We start from the raw sequence: 19,258 nt of genomic DNA, 5'->3' as shown, positions 1-19,258 counted from the left end.
GACCCCGGACCCGTCGGCCGCCGCGTGTCGGCGGGCGCGGCTAGCGTGGGCGGGGACCGTCCGTGCGGGCGGGTGCGGGCTCGTGGTGAGGGAGGCGTCGATGAAGGCCGCGGTGCGCAAGTGGGAGGCGGTGCGGGAGTTCGCCCAGGGGCTGCCGGAGGCCGTGATGGAGTTTCCCTGGGGGCCCGAGGACTGCGTGGTGAAGGTCAACAAGAAGATCTTCGTCTTCCTCGGCGGCCTCGACGGCCCGCAGTCGCCCGGGCTCTCGGTGAAGCTCAAGGACGAGGCGCTGCACGGCCACGCCATGGCCGCGCCGGGGGCGGAGCCCACCGGGTACGGGCTGGGGCGGGCCGGCTGGGTGTTCGTACCGCTCGGGGTGAAGGGGGCCCCGGCCCTCGACGTGCTGTGCGAGTGGGTGGAGGAGAGCTACCGGACGGTCGCCCTCAAGCGGCACGTCAAGGAGCTCGACGCGCGGCTGGAGGAGGGCTCCGCGGCGCGAAACGCGCCAACCGGCTAAGCGGTTGCTCTTGTGCTGAGTGGAACGCGTTCCTAGCATCGCTGGTGTTACATCAGTTGTGTCACACAATGGCGCGCCACGGATGCTACGGACGCTGGGGGCTCGATGGCAGTGACAGGGAACGTGCCCGACGGGCCGGGCACCCCCGGGGGACCCGGCAGACCCGGCGGCGGCCCGCTCGCGGGCGTGCGCGTCGTCGAACTGGCGGGCATCGGCCCCGGCCCGTTCGCCGCCATGCTCCTCGCCGACCTGGGCGCCGATGTCGTACGGGTGGACCGGCCCGGCGGCGGCGCCCTCGCGGTCGACCCCGCGTACGACGTCACCAACCGCGGCAAGCGCTCCGTCCTGGTCGACCTGAAGTCCGCCGAGGGGCCCGCCCGCGTGCTGGACCTCGTCGAGCGGGCCGACGTGCTGATCGAGGGCTTCCGCCCCGGCGTCGCCGAGCGGCTCGGGGTCGGACCCGCCGCGTGCCACGCCCGCAACCCGAAGCTGGTCTACGGCCGGATGACCGGCTGGGGCCAGGACGGTCCCCTCGCGCACACCGCCGGGCACGACATCGCGTACATCGCCGTCACCGGCGCCCTCGGCATGATCGGCAACCCGGGGGAGCCGCCGGCCGTCCCCGCCAACCTCGTCGGGGACTACGCGGGCGGCTCCCTCTACCTGGTCATCGGCGTCCTGGCGGCCCTCCAGCACGCCCGCACCCCCGGCGGCGCCGGTCAGGTCGTCGACGCGGCCATCGTCGACGGCACCGCCCACCTGACCGCCATGATCCACGGCATGATGGCGGCCGGCGGCTGGCAGGACCGGCGCGGGGCCAACCTCCTCGACGGCGGCTGCCCGTTCTACGGCACGTACGAGACTTCCGACGGCGGGTACATGGCGGTGGGCGCGCTGGAGCAGCAGTTCTACGACACCTTCACGGAGCTGCTCGGCATCAAGGAGCAGGCTCCCGCCCGCAAGGACCTGGCCCGCTGGGGCGAGCTCCGCGAGGCCGTCGCCGCCCGCTTCAAGTCCCGTACGCGCCAGGAGTGGACGGAGGTCTTCGAGGGCTCCGACGCCTGCGTGGCACCGGTGCTGTCCCTGGGCGAGGCGCCGCTCCACCCGCACCTCGCCGCCCGTGCCACGTTCACCGACTTCGGCGGGATCACCCAGCCCGCCCCCGCGCCCCGGTTCTCGGCCACGCCGGCCGCGGTCACCTCGGGTCCCGCCCAGCCCGGCGCGCACACCGCATCCGTGGCCCGCGACTGGGACGTACCGGCCCTGCTCCCGAAAGAGGTCTGATGGAACTGTCCATGATGCTCGACTACGCCGGGGACCCGCGCCGGGCCGCCGACGAGGCGGCGGCGCTGGAGGCGGCCGGGCTCGACGCCGTGTGGGTCGCCGAGGCCTGGGGCTTCGACTCCCCGACGATCATGGGCTACCTCGCCGCACGCACCGAGCGGATGAAGATCGGCTCGGCCATCCTCAACGTGTACTCGCGCACCCCGGCCCTCGTCGCGCAGACGGCCGCCGGACTCGACGCGATCTCCGGTGGCCGTGCGCTGCTGGGCCTCGGTGCCTCCGGCCCGCAGGTCGTCGAGGGCTGGCACGGCAAGCCGTACGACAGGCCGATCGGGCGGACCCGCGAGACGGTCGAGCTGTGCCGCCGGATCTGGCGCCGCGAGACCATCGACCACCACGGCATCACCGACATGCCGCTGCCGCCCGGGAAGGGCGGCCGGCACGGCAAGCCGCTGAAGATCCTGACCCGGCCGGTCCGCGACGCGGTCCCCGTCTACATCGCCTCGCTCGGACCGGCCAACGTGCGGATGACGGCCGAGATCGCCGACGGCTGGCTGCCGACCCTGTTCCTGCCCGAGAAGGCCCACGCGGTGTGGGGGAGCGCCCTCGCCGAGGGCGCCGCCCTGCGCTCCCCGGAGCTCGGCCCGCTGCAGACCGTGGCGGGCGGGCTGCTCGCGATCGGCGAGGACGCGGCCGCCGTACGGGACCTCGCGCGCCCGCAGATCGCCCTGTACGTCGGGGGGATGGGCGCGGTCGGCAAGAACTTCTACAACGACCTCGCCGTCGCCTACGGGTACGGGGAGGAGGCCCGCAAGATCCAGGAGCTCTACCTCTCCGGCCGCAAGCGCGACGCCGCGGCCGCCGTACCGGACGAGTTCTGCGAGCTCATGACCTTGTGCGGGCCGGAGGGCTACGTGCGCGAGCGCGTCGAGGCCTTCCGGGAGGCGGGCGTCACGATGCTCAACGTCACACCCGTCGGAGCCGAGCCGGCCCGGCTGATCGAAACCGTCAAGAGCTGGCTCTAGGAGGCCCCGATGCAACGCCGCATCTTCGACGCCGACCACGAGGCGTTCCGCGAGACCGTGCGCACCTTCCTCACCAAGGAGGTGCTGCCGCACTACGACCAGTGGGAGAAGGACGGCATCGTCAGCCGTGAGGCCTGGCGGGCCGCGGGCCGACAGGGCCTGCTGGGCCTGGCCGTCCCGGAGGAGTACGGGGGCGGCGGGAACACCGACTTCCGCTACGCGGCCGTGATCGCCGAGGAGTTCACCCGGGCGGGCGCCGCCGGACTCGCGATCGGCCTGCACAACGACATCATCGGCCCCTACCTGACCTCGCTGGCCACCGAGGAGCAGAAGCGGCGCTGGCTGCCCGGCTTCTGCTCCGGCGAGACCATCACCGCCATCGCCATGACCGAGCCGGGCGCGGGCTCCGACCTCCAGGGGATCCGGACCAGCGCCGAGGACCGGGGCGACCACTGGGTGCTCAACGGCTCCAAGACCTTCATCTCCAACGGCATCCTGGCCGACCTGGTCGTCGTCGTCGCCAGGACCACCCCCGAGGGCGGCGCGCACGGCCTGTCGCTGCTGGTCGTCGAGCGCGGCGCGGAGGGCTTCGAACGCGGCCGCAACCTCGACAAGATCGGCCAGAAGGCGCAGGACACCGCCGAGCTGTTCTTCCACGACGTACGCGTCCCGAAGGAGAACCTGCTCGGCGAGCTGAACGGGGCCTTCGTCCACCTGATGACCAATCTCGCGCAGGAGCGGATGGGCATCGCGATGGCCGGCATCGCCGCCGCCGAACACCTGCTGGAGATCACCACGACGTACGTGAAGGAGCGCGAGGCCTTCGGGCGGCCGCTCTCCAAGCTCCAGCACATCCGCTTCGAGATAGCGGAGATGGCCACCGAGTGCGCCGTCACCCGCACCTTCCTGGACCGCTGCATCGTCGACCACTCCAACGGCGAGCTGGACCACGTCCACGCCTCGATGGCCAAGTGGTGGGCGACCGAGCTCCAGAAGCGCGTCGCCGACCGGTGCCTGCAACTGCACGGCGGTTACGGCTACATGAGCGAGTACCGGGTCGCACGCGCCTTCACCGACGGCCGCATCCAGACCATCTACGGCGGCACGACCGAGATCATGAAAGAGATCATCGGCCGCTCCCTCCTCGGCTAATGCCCGACCTCCCCGAAAGGCTTGACCAGTGAGCACCGAAGCGTACGTATACGACGCGATCCGCACGCCGCGCGGCCGCGGCAAGGCCAACGGCGCCCTGCACGGCACCAAGCCGATCGACCTCGTCGTCGGCCTCATCGACGCCCTGCGCGAGCGCAACCCCGGCCTCGACCCCGCCACCATCGACGACATCGTCCTCGGCGTCGTCGGCCCGGTCGGCGACCAGGGCTCCGACATCGCCCGCATCGCGGCCATCGCCGCCGGACTCCCGGACACGGTGGCCGGTGTACAGGAGAACCGCTTCTGCGCCTCCGGCCTGGAGGCCGTCAACATGGCCGCCGCCAAGGTCCGCTCCGGCTGGGAGGACCTGGTCCTCGCGGGCGGCGTGGAGTCGATGTCCCGCGTCCCCATGGCCTCCGACGGCGGCGCCTGGTTCAACGACCCGATGACCAACTGGGACACCGGCTTCGTCCCGCAGGGCATCGGCGCCGACCTCATCGCCACCATCGAGGGCTTCTCCCGGCGCGACGTCGACGAGTACGCGGCGCTCTCCCAGGAGCGCGCGGCCACCGCCATCAAGGAGGGCCGCTTCGCGAAGTCCGTCGTCCCGGTGACCGACCGCAACGGCCTGGTCGTCCTGGACCAGGAGGAGTTCGTCCGCCCCGGTACCACCGCCGACACCCTCGCGAAGCTCAAGCCGTCCTTCGCGGACATCGGCGACCTCGGCGGCTTCGACGCCGTCGCCCTGCAGAAGTACCACTGGATCGAGAAGATCGACCACGTCCACCACGCGGGCAACTCCTCCGGCATCGTCGACGGCGCCTCGCTCGTCGCCATCGGCACCCGCGAGGCCGGCGAACGCAATGGCCTCGCGCCCCGCGCCCGGATCGTCTCGGCCGCCGTCTCCGGCTCCGAGCCCACCATCATGCTCACCGGCCCCGCCCCCGCCACCCGCAAGGCCCTCGCCAAGGCGGGCCTGACCATCGACGACATCGACCTGATCGAGATGAACGAGGCCTTCGCCGGCGTCGTCCTGCGCTTCGTCAAGGACATGGGCATCACCCTCGACCGGGTCAACGTCAACGGCGGCTCCATCGCGCTCGGCCACCCCCTCGGCGCCACCGGCGCGATGCTGCTCGGCACGGTCATCGACGAACTGGAGCGCCAGGACAAGCGCTACGGGCTCGTCACCCTCTGCGTCGGTGGCGGCATGGGTGTCGCGACCATCGTCGAACGCCTCTGAACCCCGTCCTGCACACCCCAGACCTCCTCTCTGATCCGACACGGAAGTAGCGAGAAACATGAGCGAGTCCACCACGATCCGCTGGGAACAGGACGAGACCGGCGTCGTCACCCTCACCCTCGACGACCCGGGCCAGTCCGCCAACACGATGAACCAGGCCTTCAAGGACTCCATCGCGGCCGTCGCCGACCGCGCCGAGGCCGAGAAGGACTCCATCCGCGGCATCATCTACACCTCCGCCAAGAAGACCTTCTTCGCGGGCGGCGACCTCAAGGACATGATCCGGCTGCGCCCCGAGGACGCGCAGCTCGCCTTCGACACCGGCACCGAGATCAAGCGCTCCCTGCGCCGCATCGAGACCCTCGGCAAGCCCGTCGTCGCCGCCATCAACGGCGCGGCCCTCGGCGGCGGTTACGAGATCTGCCTCGCCTCCCACCACCGCGTCGCCCTCGACGCCCCCGGCTCCAAGATCGGTCTGCCCGAGGTCACCCTCGGCCTGCTCCCGGCGGGCGGCGGACTCACCCGTACCGTGCGCCTGATGGGCATCGCCGACGCGCTCCTCAAGGTCCTGCTCCAGGGCACCCAGTACAACCCGCAGCGCGCCCTCGACAACGGCCTCGTCCACGAACTGGCGGCCACCCCCGAGGAGATGCTGGCCAAGGCCCGCGCCTTCATCGACGCCAACCCCGAGTCGAAGCAGCCCTGGGACCAGCCCGGCTACCGGATTCCGGGCGGCACCCCGTCGAACCCGAAGTTCGCCGCCAACCTCCCGGCCTTCCCGGCCAACTTGAAGAAGCAGCTGAACGGGGCCCCGTACCCGGCCCCGCGCAATATCCTGGCCTGCGCCGTCGAGGGCGCCCAGGTGGACTTCGAGACCGCGCTGACCATCGAGGCCCGGTACTTCACCGAGCTGGTCACCGGCCAGACCGCCAAGAACATGATCCAGGCGTTCTTCCTCGACCTCCAGGCCGTCAACGCCGGCCGCAGCCGCCCCCAGGGCGTCCCGCCGCGCAAGGTCACCAAGGTGGCCGTCCTCGGCGCCGGCATGATGGGAGCGGGCATCGCGTACTCCTGCGCCCGCGCGGGCATCGAGGTGGTCCTGAAGGACGTCACCGCCGAGGCCGCCGCCAAGGGCAAGACGTACTCCGAGAAGCTGCTCGACAAGGCCGTCTCCCGCGGCCGCAGCACCGAGGCCCAGCGCGCCGAGCTGCTGGCCCGGATCACCCCGACCGCCGAAGCCGCCGACCTGGCGGGCTGCGACGCCGTCATCGAGGCCGTCTTCGAGGACACCTCCCTCAAGCACAAGGTGTTCCAGGAGGTCCAGGACGTCATCGCCCCCGACGCGCTGCTGTGCTCCAACACCTCCACGCTGCCCATCACGGGCCTGGCGGAGGGGGTTTCGCGCCCGGCGGACTTCATCGGGCTGCACTTCTTCTCGCCCGTCGACAAGATGCCGCTCGTGGAGATCATCAAGGGCGAGCGCACCGGCGAGGAGGCGATCGCCCGCGCCTTCGACCTCGTACGGCAGATCAACAAGACCCCGATCGTGGTCAACGACTCGCGCGGCTTCTTCACCTCGCGCGTCATCGGCCAGTTCATCAACGAGGGCGTGGCGATGGTCGGCGAGGGCATCGAGCCCGCCTCCGTCGAGCAGGCCGCGGCGCAGGCCGGCTACCCGGCCAAGGTGCTCTCCCTGATGGACGAGCTCACCCTGACCCTCCCGCGCAAGATCCGCAACGAGACCCGCAAGGCCTTCGAGGCCGAGGGCCGCTCGTGGACCGCGCACCCCGCGGACGCCGTCATCGACCGGATGGTCGACGACTTCGGGCGCCCCGGCCGCAGCGGCGGGGCCGGCTTCTACGAGTACGACGAGAGCGGCAAGCGCGCCGGCATCTGGCCGGGCCTGCGCGAGCACTTCGCCAAGCCGGACGCGGAGATCCCCTTCGAGGACATGAAGGAGCGGATGCTCTTCTCCGAGGCCCTGGACACCGTCCGCTGCCTCGACGAGGGCGTCCTGACCTCGATCGCCGACGCCAACATCGGCTCCATCATGGGCATCGGCTTCCCGGCCTGGACCGGCGGTGTCATCCAGTACATCAACGGCTACGAGGGCGGCCTGGCGGGCTTCGTCGCCCGCTCCCGTGAGCTGGCCGCCGAGTACGGCGAGCGGTTCACCCCGCCGGCCTCGCTCGTCGCGAAGGCCGAGCGCGGCGAGACGTACGCCGACTAGCACGGCCGCGGGGAGGGCGGGCCGGATCCTCCGGGCCGCCCTCCCCGCCGCTATCCGATCGCGGCCCTGGCGATCGACAGGGTCTTTTCCTTGGCGCGCAGCGGCGCCGCCAGAACGCCCGCCTTCGACTCGATCAGGGACCGTTGATACGCGGTCTCGACGCCGGACCAGACGCCGATCAGATTCACCTTCCGTTTGCACAGGACGTCGGCGAGCGCGACTTCCTTCTCGTGCTCGCCCGGCGCCGCGCCGCCGAACTCCTTGTCGTTGATGGCGGCCATGGGGTCCGGATACCTGTGGCCGGACTCCTTCATGCACGCCGACCATTTCGCGGCGGCTTCCTTCACCGTGGGATCCTTCTGCGAACTCACGTAGCTTTCCGTGTCGAGTTGCTGCACGGGGCTCAACGCCGGCTGCAACTCGGTGTCGTGGAGTTCCCGCCGCGCCTCTCCCGCGCAGCCGCCCTCGGGTACCGGTTTGCCGTTGTACGTGGTGACCTCGCCCCGGACGAGGGGAAGGACGGCCGGTGGATAGTCCTCGACCGGCCGGTCCGCGTCGGGCACGTGATAGCCGTGGGCCTGGGCGAGTTCCGCGTCGGCCAGGCCGTAGCGCCGCTCGTTGGTCCCGATGTTCACGCCGCCCCGTGGCGCGGGGGCCGGCGGGGCGTCCAGGGCGGCGAGGCACCGCTGCACGATCGCATCGCGCCCCCGGGAGAGCGTCTCCAGATCGGGTGTCGTGAGCAGGTACGCGTCCAGGGGCAGCTCAAGGGTCTTGCTGTCGTCGAGCCGGTGCACCGGGGTCCGGCCCTTGGTGTCGCCGGCGCGAGGGGCGGATCCCTGCGCGCCGGACGCGCCGGACGCGCCGGCCGAGCAGGCACAGAGCAGGGGAACCAGCAGCAACGCCGAACCCGCGCGTGCTCTGCTCAGCAAATGATGCTTCTGACTGAGGCGTTGTCGTTGTACGTGTTCGCGAGGTTCCGGGACGAATAGGCCGCGACGGTGTCCGACGGACCGGAGTAGTTCGAGTTGTAGTACACGCGGTAGCAGTAACTCGAAGCGTTCTGTGCGGACGCGGCGTTGTTCTTCACCGGCTGTCCCTCGCCATTGGCGATCGTGCTGAAGGTCTCACCGGCGAGATTGGGGATGTTGGTGTCCGTCATGAACCGGGCGCCGGCCTGGTTGGAGTTGTAATAGAAGCAGAAGTAGCCGGTCTGGCACGCATACGCGCTCGCCGGAGTGGCCATTGCGAGAGTGACACCGGCTGCGGCAGCCAGGAGTGCCACGGAGCGCTTCATGCGCATGGGTACATCCCCCTGAGTCGTGGTGTTCATGCCAACCATAGGTGAGGGTTCAGGGGTTCTCAACAGTGCTCGGCGCAGGCGGAGTTGGGGCGGACAAGGGGCTCGGCTGCCGCCCGGGCCGGGTCACTCGCCGGAGACGAACGCCGCCCGCAGTTCCTCCTTCAGCGACCGCTGGAACGCGGTCACCAGCGCCTGCACCACCATCGGCTGCATGTGCGCGGACAGCGCCTTCATCGACTCCACCCGCTCCGGATCGCTCTCGCCGCGCGTGAACGGCCCCCACACCTCGTCCCGGAACAGCGCGGTCAGCTCGTGCGCCGCCGTCCGCGCGTGCTCCAGCAACACCGTGCGCGCCGCCAGGATCGTCTCGTGCGCGATCGGTACGTCCAGCAGTGCGACCCCCAGCCGCAGCAGCCCCACGTCCACCCGGAAGCCCCCGGCCGCCGGCGCCAGTACGTTCATCGCCGTCAGCCGCAGCACGTCGGCGTCCGACAGGCTCCGCCCCGCTCGCTTCTCCAGCTCCCCCCGCGACACTTCCTGGGGCGCGTCCGGAGCCCAACTCGACACCATCGCCCGGTGGATCGCCAGGTCGTGCGCGCTTAGATCGTCTGGCAGCGCGTCCAGGTACCGCTCGATGGCGGACAACGTCATTCCCTGGTGCTGGAGTTCCTCGATCAGCGCCAGCCGGGACAGGTGCTCCGGTCCGTAGTGCCCCACCCGACGCGGGCCGATCACGGGAGGGGGCAAAAGCCCGCGCGTGCTGTAGAAACGAACGGTGCGCACGGTGACGCCCGCCCTGGCCGCCAGCTCGTCGACGGTGAGCATCGGCTCGGGTGCCTGGTCGGCCATCGTCTGCGCCTCGCTCTCTGCTCCACAGCTTGGGTTCAACAGTATTGCTGTCGCACCAACGATGTGAAACGGCCAGGAGCTGCCCATGACCATGAAACTGCGACTGCCCGGACGACCCGAAGAGCTCACGATCCCCACCCTGCTGGCCCGCAACGCCGCCGAACACGGCGACCTCCCCGCCCTCTCCTGGCGGGAGGGCGACGGCTGGACGACCCTCGACTGGACCGAGGTCCGCCGCAAGGTCGCCGTCCTGGCCTCCGGCTACGCCGCCCTCGGCATCGAACGGGGCGAACACGTACTGATCATGATGGGCAACCGCCCCGAGCACTGGCTGACCGACCTCGCCCTCGTCCACCTCGGCGCCGTCCCCGTCACCGTCTACGGCACCTCCGCGCCCGAGCAGATCGCCCACATCGCCCGCCACAGCCGCGCCCGCGTGGCCGTACTCGAAGGCGCCCGCGAGCTGGCCCGCTGGGAGCCGCTGCTCGCCGACGAGCGGGTGCCCCTGGAACGGCTGGTCGTGGCCGAGGCTGCCGAGGCGGGTCCGCACCGCACCTACGGATCCCTGCACGCGAGCGGCGCCCGAACCCACCGGCCCGACGACTTCGAGAAGGCCTGGCGGGAGACCCGCCCCGAGGACCCGCTGACGGTCGTCTACACCTCCGGCACCACCGGCGACCCCAAGGGCGTCCGGCTGACCCACCGCAACATCATGCTCCAGGCCGTCCGCATCGACGGGCGCACGGACCTGCCCGAGCACGCCGAGCACATCTGCTACCTGCCGTTCGCGCACATCGCCGAGCGGATCCTCGGCATCTACCTGCCGCTGCTGCGGGCCGCGCACGTCCGGCTCGTCGCCGACCCGGCCGCCGTGGGGGCCGCCGTACGGGAGCTGCACCCGGTGCAGTTCTTCGGGGTGCCCCGGGTCTGGGAGAAGCTCGCCGCCTCCGTACGGGCGGTGCTCGCGCAGCTTCCGGCCGCGCAGCGGGAGTCCATCGAGGCCGCGAACGACCTCGCCCGCGCCCGGGCGGGCCACCGCGAGCGCGGCGAGCGGATCCCGGCCGCGCTCGAATCCTCGTACGCCCGGGCGAAGGAGCAGGTGCTGGACCCGCTGCTGGGCCTGGCCGGGCTGGACCGGCTCGTGTGGACGGCCAGCGCCACCGCGCCGATGCCCATCGACGTGGTCCGGTTCTGGGCGGGCTGGGGGATCACCATCATGGACGCCTGGGGGCTCACCGAGACCTCGGGCGTGTGCACGATCAACAGCCCGGACGGCTTCCGGCTGGGCTCGGTGGGACGCCCGATCGAGGGGCTGGAGCTGCGGCTCGCCGAGGACGGGGAGATCCTCACGCGCGGCGCGACCGTCTTCGCCGGCTACCTGCGGCCCGACGGATCGGTGGAGAGCGCGCACGACGCCGAGGGCTGGTTCCCGACCGGGGACGTCGGCCGGCTCGACGAGGACGGGTTCCTCTGGCTGACCGACCGCAAGAAGGAACTGATCATCACCTCGAACGGCAAGAACGTCTCGCCGGCGCTGGTGGAGAACACCGTCAAGGAGCATCCGCTGATCGGCCAGGCCCTGGTGCACGGCGACGGCCGCTCCTACCTCGTCGCCCTGCTGGTGCTGGACGGGGAGGTGGCCCCGGCCTGGGCGGCGGCCCGCGGCATCGAGGCCGGCCCGCTCGCCCGGCTCGCGGAGCACCCGGCCGTCCGGGCGGAGATCGCCGCCGCCGTCGACGCGGCCAACGCCCGGCTCAACCGGACCGAGCAGATCAAGCGGTACCGGCTGCTGACCGAGGAGTGGGGCCCCGCCACGGGCGAGCTCACGCCCTCGCTGAAGCTGCGCCGCCGGGTGGTCCGGGAGAAGTACGGCTCCCTCATCGACGCGCTGTACGCCGAGCCGTACGAGGAACCGCACCGGACCGGCGCGCCGTAGCCCGGACGGCCCCGTCCGGTGGGCGCGCGGGCGCCCGCCGGACGAGGCTGGGAAGATGCCGGAGACCCGTTTCAGCCGCGAGGAGATCCAGGCCCTCGCGCGGCTCAGCCCGTTCGAGCTGAAGGACAGGTTCATCCGGCTCGCCCAGGAGACCCAGGCCGGCGAGCCGGGCCAGAAGGACACCACCGCCCGCGCCATGCTGAACGCGGGGCGCGGCAACCCCAACTGGATCGCCACCGGTCCCCGCGAGGCCTTCCACGCCCTCGGCTACTTCGCCCTCGACGAGTCCCGGCGCGTGTGGACCGCCGACCACCTCGGCGGGATGCCGGAGCGCCGCGGCATCGGGAAGCGGTTCGACTCCTGGATCCGCCGCCACCCGCAGCTGCCCGGCACCGAGCTGCTCTCCGCGTGCGTCGCGTACGCCCTGTCGCGGTGGGGGTTCGACCAGGACGCCCTCGTGCACGAGCTGGCCGACGCCGTGATCGGCGACAACTACCCGGTGCCGGACCGGATGCTCGTGCACGCCGAGCAGATCGTCCGCGGCTACCTCGACTTCGAGGTCTTCGGCGAGCGGCCGGCCGTGGACCGCCTCTCGCTGTTCGCCACCGAGGGCGGCACGGCCGCGATGTGCTACGTCTTCGACTCGCTCGTCCAGAACGGGATCCTCCGCAAGGGCGACAAGATCGCCCTGATGACCCCGGTGTTCACCCCGTACATCGAGATCCCCGGGCTCGACACCTTCGAGTTCGAGGTGGTCAGCGTCAGCGCGAGCCTGTTCGCCGAGACGGGTGTGCGCCAGTGGCGCTATCCGCCGGAGGAGATCGCCAAACTGGCCGACCCGGAGGTCAGGATGGTCTGCCTGGTCAATCCGAGCAACCCGCCCTCGCTCGCGCTGAGCGACCGGGTGGCGGCGCAGATCAAGGAGATCGTGGCCACCGCCAACCCGCGCCTGCTCATCGTCACCGACGACGTGTACGGCACCTTCGTGCCCGGATTCCGCTCGCTCGCCGCCGAACTGCCGCGCAACACGCTGCTGGTGTACTCGTACTCCAAGCACTACGGGGCGACCGGCTGGCGGCTCGGCGTCATCGGCCTGCACGAGGACAACGTCATCGACGAGATGCTCGGGGAGCTCCCGCGGGAGGAGCGGGAGCGGCTCGCCCGGCGGTACGGCTCGCTCAGCCTGGAGCCGGAGCGGATCCGCTTCATCGACCGGATGGTCGCCGACTCCCGCTCGGTGGCGCTCCATCACACGGCCGGGCTCTCCCCGCCGCAACAGGCGCTGATGGTGCTCTTCTCGCTGTTCGACCTGTTGGAGGAGGGCCAGGCGTACAAGGAGCGCATCCGCACGATCGTCCAGCGGCGGCTCGGCCTGCTGCTGGAGGGAGCCCGGATGAAGATCGCCGAGGATGACCGGCGGGCCGCGTACTACGTCGAACTCGACCTGCTGGCCGAGGCGGAACGCGTCCACGGCAAGGACTTCGCGGACTTCCTGGAGGCGAACTACGAGCCCGTCGACCCGCTGCTGCGCCTCGCGGAACAGACCTCGGTGGTACTCCTGAACGGCGGCGGCTTCGACGGCCCGCAGTGGTCGGTCCGGGTCTCCCTGGCCAACCTCGACGACCTGGACTACCTCAAGGTCGGCCACCACCTGCACGAGATCTTCCAGGAGTACGCGGCCGAATGGCGCCGCACGTGCCTCCAGACCGACTAGCCACGCCTACGCCTGGCTGGACGTCGTGCTCCTCACAGCAGGGCGGCAGGAGGGGTCGCGGATGTCGTGAGCCCAGACATTGGGCTTTGCGCCGGAGGCCGAGTGCTGGACGAGCTCGTGCCCGCCCGCACGGATGACACTGTCGCAGCGGCAGCAGATCTGCCCCACGGCGCTCACGACAGTTCCTCCGTGGTCTGCGTGCAGCCCGGGTCGCACCGCACGATGGGCCAGACCTTCTCGAAGCCACGGACCCTGGCCTCGCCGTTCGGGACGAGACCGCAGTCTGCGGCGCCGCACTCCCAACAGGCTTTGCCGTGAAGACGGGCGGTGTGTACATCACCTGGGGATACAACAGGCTGGACGCTCATGGACTTCCCATCTGTCAATCGGTGTCGACCGACAGATGATGGGCCGCCACAAGAGGTGCAAGGGATACACCGTGTATCCCCTCGCGGGTTTGTCAGATGGCGCCGATCCATTCGGCGAACGCACTCAGCGACTCGGCATCCGCACGCTTGATCCTGCGGATCGTCGCGATGTCCGCACGCGCCCACGGGTGCTGGCGGACGTGCTGCGGCGCCAGCCTGCGGGCCACCTTGAGCGACTCGAACGCGTCGTCCGGCCGACCGGCCCAGAGCTGAGCCCGACCGAGTTCGACGTAGAACCCCGATCGGCGTTCGGCAGGGATCTCTTGGCCGGGCTTCCAGTCGCGAGCCACGTCCAGTGCGTGGGCGGTGTGCTCGCGGCCGAGACTCACCGCGACAGCGACCTCGTGGATCCTGACGCTCGACGGCCCGAACGCGGTGCCCAGGTACACGTCCTCGCGCAGCCCGTCGGCCAGGCGCCCGGCCTCGCGGAGATGCGTGTAGGCGGCGTCGGCGTTGGCCGCCCGGGCAGCCAGGACGGCGGTCCGCATGAACAACGCGCCGCGCACGGCATTGGCCTGCTCGGAGCCCCGGCCGGTGATCGAATCGAGTGTCCGCTCCAGGGCTGCCTGCCCGGCTCGGTGGGCCTCGGCCGCGAGGAATGTCTCCGCGCGGACGTATGCGGCCGTGGCGATGACGTCCGGGTCTCCGGTCCGGTCGGCGGCCCAGCGCATCATGTCGACCAGCCTCGCCGACAGGTCGTGGGCACCGAACTTGTAGGCCACGGCATCGGCGGCGCGCGCGGCGTCGACCACGAGGCGCGCGGTTTCGGCACGCTCCCGCCCGGCCGCGGCGTGCAGGTGCCCGACAGCGTCGGCCAAGAGACCCGGGGCGGCCGAGGCGATGTGTCCGTACTGAGCGGCGAGCCTCCAGGCCATCGCCTGCCCCGTGATGTCCTGAATCTCCGCCAAAGGGCGCGCGGGCGGGTCGAGAGGGATGTCGTACCCGGCAATCGCGGCGGAGATCAGGGGAAGCACCGTGTGCACGCGGCGATGGGTGCCGGTGTACACCGGGTCGAGCCGGGAGGGGTCCACGCTCAGGGCCGATGCCAGCGCCTCCAGCAGCGTCGGCGACGGCATCCGTACGCCGCGCTCGACGCTCTTCACCATGGCGAGGGAGACGTGCGACTCGCGAGCAAGGTCCTGTTGGGTCATGCGGCGGGCCCGGCGCAGCGCGGCCATGGACTGCCCGATGCGGTCGGCCATGGGTGAACCGTAGCGGGTACCGAACCGACCTGCCGGGACTACTCCTTGACGAGGTCCACGAGATCGTACAAGGAGTCGACCGACCAGTCGGCCGCCGCCCGGACAGCCGGGTCGTCGGCCCACCAGAATCCCCACGGCCCGCGGCGCAGGTGCGCGGTCCGCAGCCCGGCGGCCCGCGCCGGCAGGATGTCGTTCGCCGGGTGGTCACCGACGTACAGGGTCTCTTCCGCGGGTGCGCCAGAGACCTGCAGTACCCGGGCGAAGAACTCTGGCGAGGGCTTCGCCACACGCCACTCGCCCGAGGTCACGACCAGGTCCGCGGGCAGGTCCAGGGCGCGCAGCAGAGCCCCTGCGCGCACCGTCTGGTTCCCCGCGACGACCACCCGGACCCCGGCCGCCCGGAGCGCCGCGAGCGCGGGCCGGACGTCGTCGTACAGGTCGGTGTCGTCGAGCTGCTCACCGCGGCCTGCGGCCTCGCGAGCGGCGTACTCCGCGCCCACGTCCAAGCCCGGCCGCAGGAGGCGCAGCGCGTCCGCGTTGTCCCTGCCGTCTACGACGGCCGCTCCGACGAGCGCCGACAGGGTGTGTCGGGGCACGCCCAGCCAGTCGGCCCAGGACGCCCAGTAGCGGTCATCGCGGGTCAAGGTCTCGCCCACGTCCAGCACCACGGTACGCATCACCCGGCCAGCCTACGGGCCGGCGGCCCCCGGGTGCCGTCGTACGGCGGACCACCCGGGGGAGTGCGGACTAGCGGCCGATCAGGGGGTAGTGGTCGCTGAGGTTGGTGTACGTGTACGAGGTGCCCCAGCTGGAGACCGTCCAGGGCGCCGACTCTTCCTTGACCACGTTGTTCTCCCAGCCCGCCGGGCGCGCGTTGCCCTTGCGGTAGAGGACGTAGTCCAGGTCCTCGCGCGGGTCCGTCGGGTAGCGGTAGTTCGCGATGGAGTTCTGCGCGGTGTCGAACGAGTACGGGTGGCCCGTGCGCGAGTCGGAGTTCGCCAGGTCGGCGTTGGCGAGCATGGACGCGAACTCGGGGGAGCGCGAGTCGACGTTCATGTCACCCGCGACGATGACCTGCTCGTTCGCCGGGATGTTCTTGTCGTCCAGGAAGGCGTCTATCGCCTTGAACTGGCGGGCGCGCATGTCGGCCGCCTCGCCGGAGCCGCAGCCCGGGTCGGTGGACTGGGCGTGGGTGCCGACCACGTGGACCTTGGTCCCGTTCACGTTCAGCACGACGTAGGCGAAGCCCTTGTTGGACCACCAGTCGGCGCCGCAGGCGTCCTTGTAGACGACCTGCTCCTTGCGGACGATCGGCCACTTGCTGAGGATGGTGACGCCGCCGTCCTCCGGGGTGGTGGAGGAGTAGGCGCCGCCCGTCGCGTCCCAGCCGCTCTTGCTGCGGCCGACGATCGGGGTCTGGTACGGGTACTGCGCCGAGGCGCCCGACTTCAGCGCGTCCGAGGCGCCGTTGTCGAAGGCCTCCTGGAGCACGACCACGTCGTGGCCCTGGAAGAAGGATGCCTTGGGGATCTCCGAAGCCCGGTGGTCCTGGCCCCAGTTGGGGTAGAGGTTCTTGCTCATCAGGAACGTGTTGTACGTGAGGACGCTGAGCCGCGGGGCCGCGGCGCTCTCCGCGGCCGAGGCGGCCGGCGCACCGGTGGCGGCCAGTGCGCCGACGGCGATCGCCGCAACGGCCGTGGCGGCGGCGCGGTTGCGGCTGAGCTTGGTGTGCAGCATGAGGTCTCCATCATTCCTGCAGGGGGGAGATCGACTCCGTCATCCAAGCAGCCGCGGTTACCTCTGGGTAACACCCGTGACAAGACTTTCTGTCCGGGAGCGGACGTCTGGCACCCGGCGCTCCCGAGCCCGCCACCCGCAACCCGAACCTTCAGCACTCGCATACTGGAACCATGAGAGAAACAGAGCTCCCCGCACCCGGGCCGAAGGCCGCGCGCCGCCCCGATCCCGAGCCGCCGGCCCCCGGCGGGGTGCTCTGGACCATCTCCGGCGACATCCGGGCCCTGCTGATGCTCCCCGCCGCCTTCACGATGCAGGTCGCCCACCCCGCGATCGGCGCCGGGGTCGACGAGCACTCCGTCTTCCGCACCGACCCCTGGGGGCGCGGCGAGCGCTCCCTGCGCTCGGTCCAGCTGTGGGTGTACGGCGGGGAGCGGGCCGCCGAGGAGGGCCGCCGGGTGCGCCGCCTGCACAAGGAGATCCAGGGCGTCGACACCCGGGGGCGGCGCTACCACTCCCTCGACCCCGCCTGCTACTCCTGGGTGCACGCCACCGGCTTCCCGATCTACCTCTACGCCGGGCGGTACCTGCTGCGCCCCTTCACCCCCGCGCAGGAGCGGCAGCTGTACCGGGAGTGGCTCCAGGTGGGCCGGATCCTCGGCCTGCACGACCGGGACATGCCGCAGAGCATCGAGGAGTACTGGGTCTACTACCGCCGGATGCTGGCCGAGGAGATCGAGCCGACCAAGGTCGCCCGCGAGCTGGTCGCCACCGACGGGCCGCTGCCGAGGCCCGAGGGCGGATCCCTGCCGGTGCGCCTCCTGCTGCGGCTGACCTGGCCGGTGCTGCGGGCGGCGTTCCTGCGCTTCCGGGCGTTCGTCACCGTCGGCTACATGCCGCCCGAGGCCCGCGCCGCCATCGGGCTGGAGTGGAGCCCGGCCCAGGAGCGCGCGCTCCGGCGGTTCAGCACGGCCGTACGGCTCCTCGTACCACTGCTGCCGGAGCGGCTGCGGTACCTGCCCATCGCGCGGGAGGCCCGGGCCCGTCGGCGCGCCGGCGCCCCCTGACGCGCCGGCGCCCCCTGAGGGGAGCCGGCGCGCGGAGCCTCGTACGCGCTACGCGGATCAGTGCTCGTGGATCGTGTTCGTCTCGGCGATCTTCTTCCAGGACTTCGGCTCCACCGGCTTCGCGGCGGGGGCGGCCTGGAGGGACCGGGCGCCCTTGGACGCCGCGGCCGGCGGGGCGAAGGCCGGCTTGCCCGGGGTGTACAGCCAGGTCTCGAACAGCTGCGCCAGGGGCTTGTTCGAGATCTTCTCCGCGTACCGGACGAAGTCCCCGACCTTGGCGTTCCCGTAGGCGCGCTCGGCCGGCCAGCCCTTGAGGATCTTGAAGAACGTCTCGTCGCCGAGCTCGTTGCGCAGCGCCTGCAGGGCGATCGCGCCGCGGTCGTACACGGCTCCGTGGAACTGGTTGTCCGGGCCCGGGTCGCCCGGCTTGACCTGCCAGAACGGGTCGTCCGCGGCGCGCAGCCCGTACGCCCAGTCCGCGAGCTCCTGCGCGGTGCCCTCGCCCTCCTTCTCCGACCACAGCCACTGGCTGTAGCGGGCGAAGCCCTCGTTGATCCAGATGTCCTTCCAGCCGTCGACCGAGACGCTGTCCCCGTACCACTGGTGGGCCAGCTCGTGCACGACCACCTGGACGTTCGCGCCGTTCGCGAACTGCTTCGGGCTGTAGAACGGCCGGGTCTGCGTCTCCAGCGCGAAGCTGGACGGCACGTTGGGCACGTACCCGCCCAGGGCGTTGAACGGGTACGGCCCGAAGACCCCCTCCAGCCACTCGGCGACCTCGCCGGTCCGCTCCACGCTCGCGCGCGCCGCACCCGCGTTGTCGCCGAGGTCCTTGCTGTAGGCGTTCAGGATCGGCAGACCGCTCGACGTCTGGCCGGTGGTGACGTCGAACTTGCCGATGGCGAGGGTGGCGAGGTACGTGGCCTGCGGCTTGTTCGAGCGCCAGTTGTACCGCGTCCAGCCCAGCCGGGAACTCTGCGACTGGAGCACGCCGTTGCTGATGGCCTGGGTGCCGTCGGGGACGTTGACCGAGATGTCGAAGGTGGCCTTGTCGAGCGGGTGGTCGTTGCTCGGGAACCACCAGACGGCCGAATCGGGCTCCTGCGCGGCGACTCCGCCGTCCGGGGTGCGCTGCCAGGCCGACCAGCCGTCGACCTTGAACTCCGAGGGCTTTCCGGCGTACTTGACGACGACCGAGGCCGGGATGTCCTTCTTCAGCGGCTGGGCGGGGGTCACCTCCAGCTCGTGCTCCCCGGACGTGGCGAACTTCGCCTTGGCGCCGTTGACCCGGATCTCGCTGACCTTCAGGCCGAAGTCCAGGTTGAAGCGGGAGAGGTCCTGCTTGGCGGTGGTCAGGAGGGTGGCGGTGCCCTCCAGCAGGTCGGTCTTGGGCTGGTACTGCAGGCGCAGGTCGTAGTGGGACACGTCGTACCCGCCGTTGCCGCTCGCCGGGTAGTACGGATCGCCGATACCCGGGGCTCCTTGGACCGAACTCGCCGCCGATGCCGGGATCACCAGCAGGAGGGAGGCGGCGAGGACGCTCGGGGCGATGACTTTGCGGTGCACGAAGAGCT

The 19,258-nt window shown here is 71.1% G+C and carries 16 protein-coding genes; 9 read left to right on the top strand and 7 right to left on the bottom strand.

Translation table 11 applies throughout. The annotated features are described in order from the left end of the window. The first annotated feature begins 100 nt into the window (after positions 1–100). From CP980_RS06010 to CP980_RS05985, 6 genes are all read left to right on the top strand, one after another. Positions 101–517, top strand: a complete 417-nt coding sequence (locus tag CP980_RS06010) for an MmcQ/YjbR family DNA-binding protein (RefSeq protein ID WP_132759481.1) — start codon at positions 101–103, stop codon at positions 515–517. A gap of 105 nt (positions 518–622) precedes the next feature. Further along, positions 623–1,801 (top strand): CaiB/BaiF CoA transferase family protein, encoded by a 1,179-nt coding sequence (locus CP980_RS06005; RefSeq protein WP_132759482.1) that lies wholly within the window; start codon positions 623–625, stop codon positions 1,799–1,801. Then, entirely contained in the window at positions 1,801–2,826 is a 1,026-nt protein-coding gene (locus tag CP980_RS06000) for an LLM class F420-dependent oxidoreductase (protein ID WP_099888721.1), read from the top strand. Before CP980_RS06005 ends, CP980_RS06000 begins: the two co-directional genes overlap by 1 nt. Before the next feature lie 9 nt (positions 2,827–2,835). Then, positions 2,836–3,978 carry an acyl-CoA dehydrogenase family protein gene (locus CP980_RS05995; protein WP_132759483.1) on the top strand — a complete coding sequence of 381 codons (1,143 nt, stop codon included), beginning with the start codon at positions 2,836–2,838 and terminating at the stop codon, positions 3,976–3,978. 28 nt (positions 3,979–4,006) lie between these two features. After that, positions 4,007–5,221: an acetyl-CoA C-acetyltransferase gene (locus tag CP980_RS05990; RefSeq protein WP_150492889.1), complete on the top strand. Its 1,215-nt coding sequence runs from the start codon at positions 4,007–4,009 to the stop codon at positions 5,219–5,221. Between the two features lie 58 nt (positions 5,222–5,279). Beyond that, the gene (locus tag CP980_RS05985; RefSeq protein WP_150492887.1) at positions 5,280–7,451 is read left to right on the top strand and encodes a 3-hydroxyacyl-CoA dehydrogenase NAD-binding domain-containing protein; all 2,172 of its coding nucleotides are present in this window, start codon (positions 5,280–5,282) and stop codon (positions 7,449–7,451) included. Positions 7,452–7,501: 50 nt separating this feature from the next. Here CP980_RS05985 and CP980_RS05980 read toward each other — a convergent pair whose 3' ends face one another. The 3 genes from CP980_RS05980 to CP980_RS05970 form a co-directional block, all read right to left on the bottom strand. Continuing rightward, complete coding sequence (locus CP980_RS05980; protein ID WP_150492885.1) at positions 7,502–8,380, bottom strand: hypothetical protein; 879 nt, start codon at positions 8,378–8,380, stop codon at positions 7,502–7,504. Then, positions 8,374–8,751, bottom strand: a complete 378-nt coding sequence (locus tag CP980_RS05975) for a peptidase inhibitor family I36 protein (protein ID WP_244328230.1) — start codon at positions 8,749–8,751, stop codon at positions 8,374–8,376. Before CP980_RS05975 ends, CP980_RS05980 begins: the two co-directional genes overlap by 7 nt. 123 nt (positions 8,752–8,874) lie before the next feature. Further along, entirely contained in the window at positions 8,875–9,600 is a 726-nt protein-coding gene (locus tag CP980_RS05970) for a MerR family transcriptional regulator (RefSeq protein WP_132759487.1), read from the bottom strand. Positions 9,601–9,685: 85 nt separating this feature from the next. Here CP980_RS05970 and CP980_RS05965 point away from each other — a divergent pair, with 85 nt between their 5' ends. Continuing rightward, on the top strand, positions 9,686–11,536 hold the full coding sequence (locus CP980_RS05965) for an AMP-dependent synthetase/ligase (RefSeq protein ID WP_150492883.1): 1,851 nt from the start codon (positions 9,686–9,688) through the stop codon (positions 11,534–11,536). Between the two features lie 55 nt (positions 11,537–11,591). Next, positions 11,592–13,250, top strand: coding sequence for a bifunctional aspartate transaminase/aspartate 4-decarboxylase (locus CP980_RS05960; protein ID WP_150492881.1), 1,659 nt, complete (start codon positions 11,592–11,594; stop codon positions 13,248–13,250). Positions 13,251–13,710: 460 nt separating this feature from the next. On the opposite strand, the gene CP980_RS05955 is transcribed toward CP980_RS05960, so the two are convergent. From CP980_RS05955 to sph, 3 genes are all read right to left on the bottom strand, one after another. Then, positions 13,711–14,880, bottom strand: a complete 1,170-nt coding sequence (locus CP980_RS05955; protein WP_150492879.1) for a helix-turn-helix domain-containing protein — start codon at positions 14,878–14,880, stop codon at positions 13,711–13,713. A gap of 38 nt (positions 14,881–14,918) precedes the next feature. Next, complete coding sequence (locus CP980_RS05950; protein WP_373312809.1) at positions 14,919–15,557, bottom strand: HAD family hydrolase; 639 nt, start codon at positions 15,555–15,557, stop codon at positions 14,919–14,921. Between the two features lie 70 nt (positions 15,558–15,627). Continuing rightward, positions 15,628–16,617, bottom strand: coding sequence for a sphingomyelin phosphodiesterase (gene sph / locus CP980_RS05945; RefSeq protein ID WP_150492876.1), 990 nt, complete (start codon positions 16,615–16,617; stop codon positions 15,628–15,630). Between the two features lie 173 nt (positions 16,618–16,790). Here sph and CP980_RS05940 point away from each other — a divergent pair, with 173 nt between their 5' ends. Further along, on the top strand, positions 16,791–17,684 hold the full coding sequence (locus tag CP980_RS05940) for an oxygenase MpaB family protein (protein ID WP_150492874.1): 894 nt from the start codon (positions 16,791–16,793) through the stop codon (positions 17,682–17,684). 57 nt (positions 17,685–17,741) lie between these two features. Here CP980_RS05940 and CP980_RS05935 read toward each other — a convergent pair whose 3' ends face one another. Further along, on the bottom strand, positions 17,742–19,250 hold the full coding sequence (locus CP980_RS05935) for a M1 family metallopeptidase (RefSeq protein ID WP_150492872.1): 1,509 nt from the start codon (positions 19,248–19,250) through the stop codon (positions 17,742–17,744). Between the last annotated feature and the right edge of the window lie 8 nt (positions 19,251–19,258).

Source organism: Streptomyces vinaceus, assembly GCF_008704935.1.
Lineage (GTDB): Bacteria > Actinomycetota > Actinomycetes > Streptomycetales > Streptomycetaceae > Streptomyces > Streptomyces vinaceus.
Note: the sequence above shows the minus strand (reverse complement) of the source record. Positions and strands in the feature narration are given on the sequence as shown.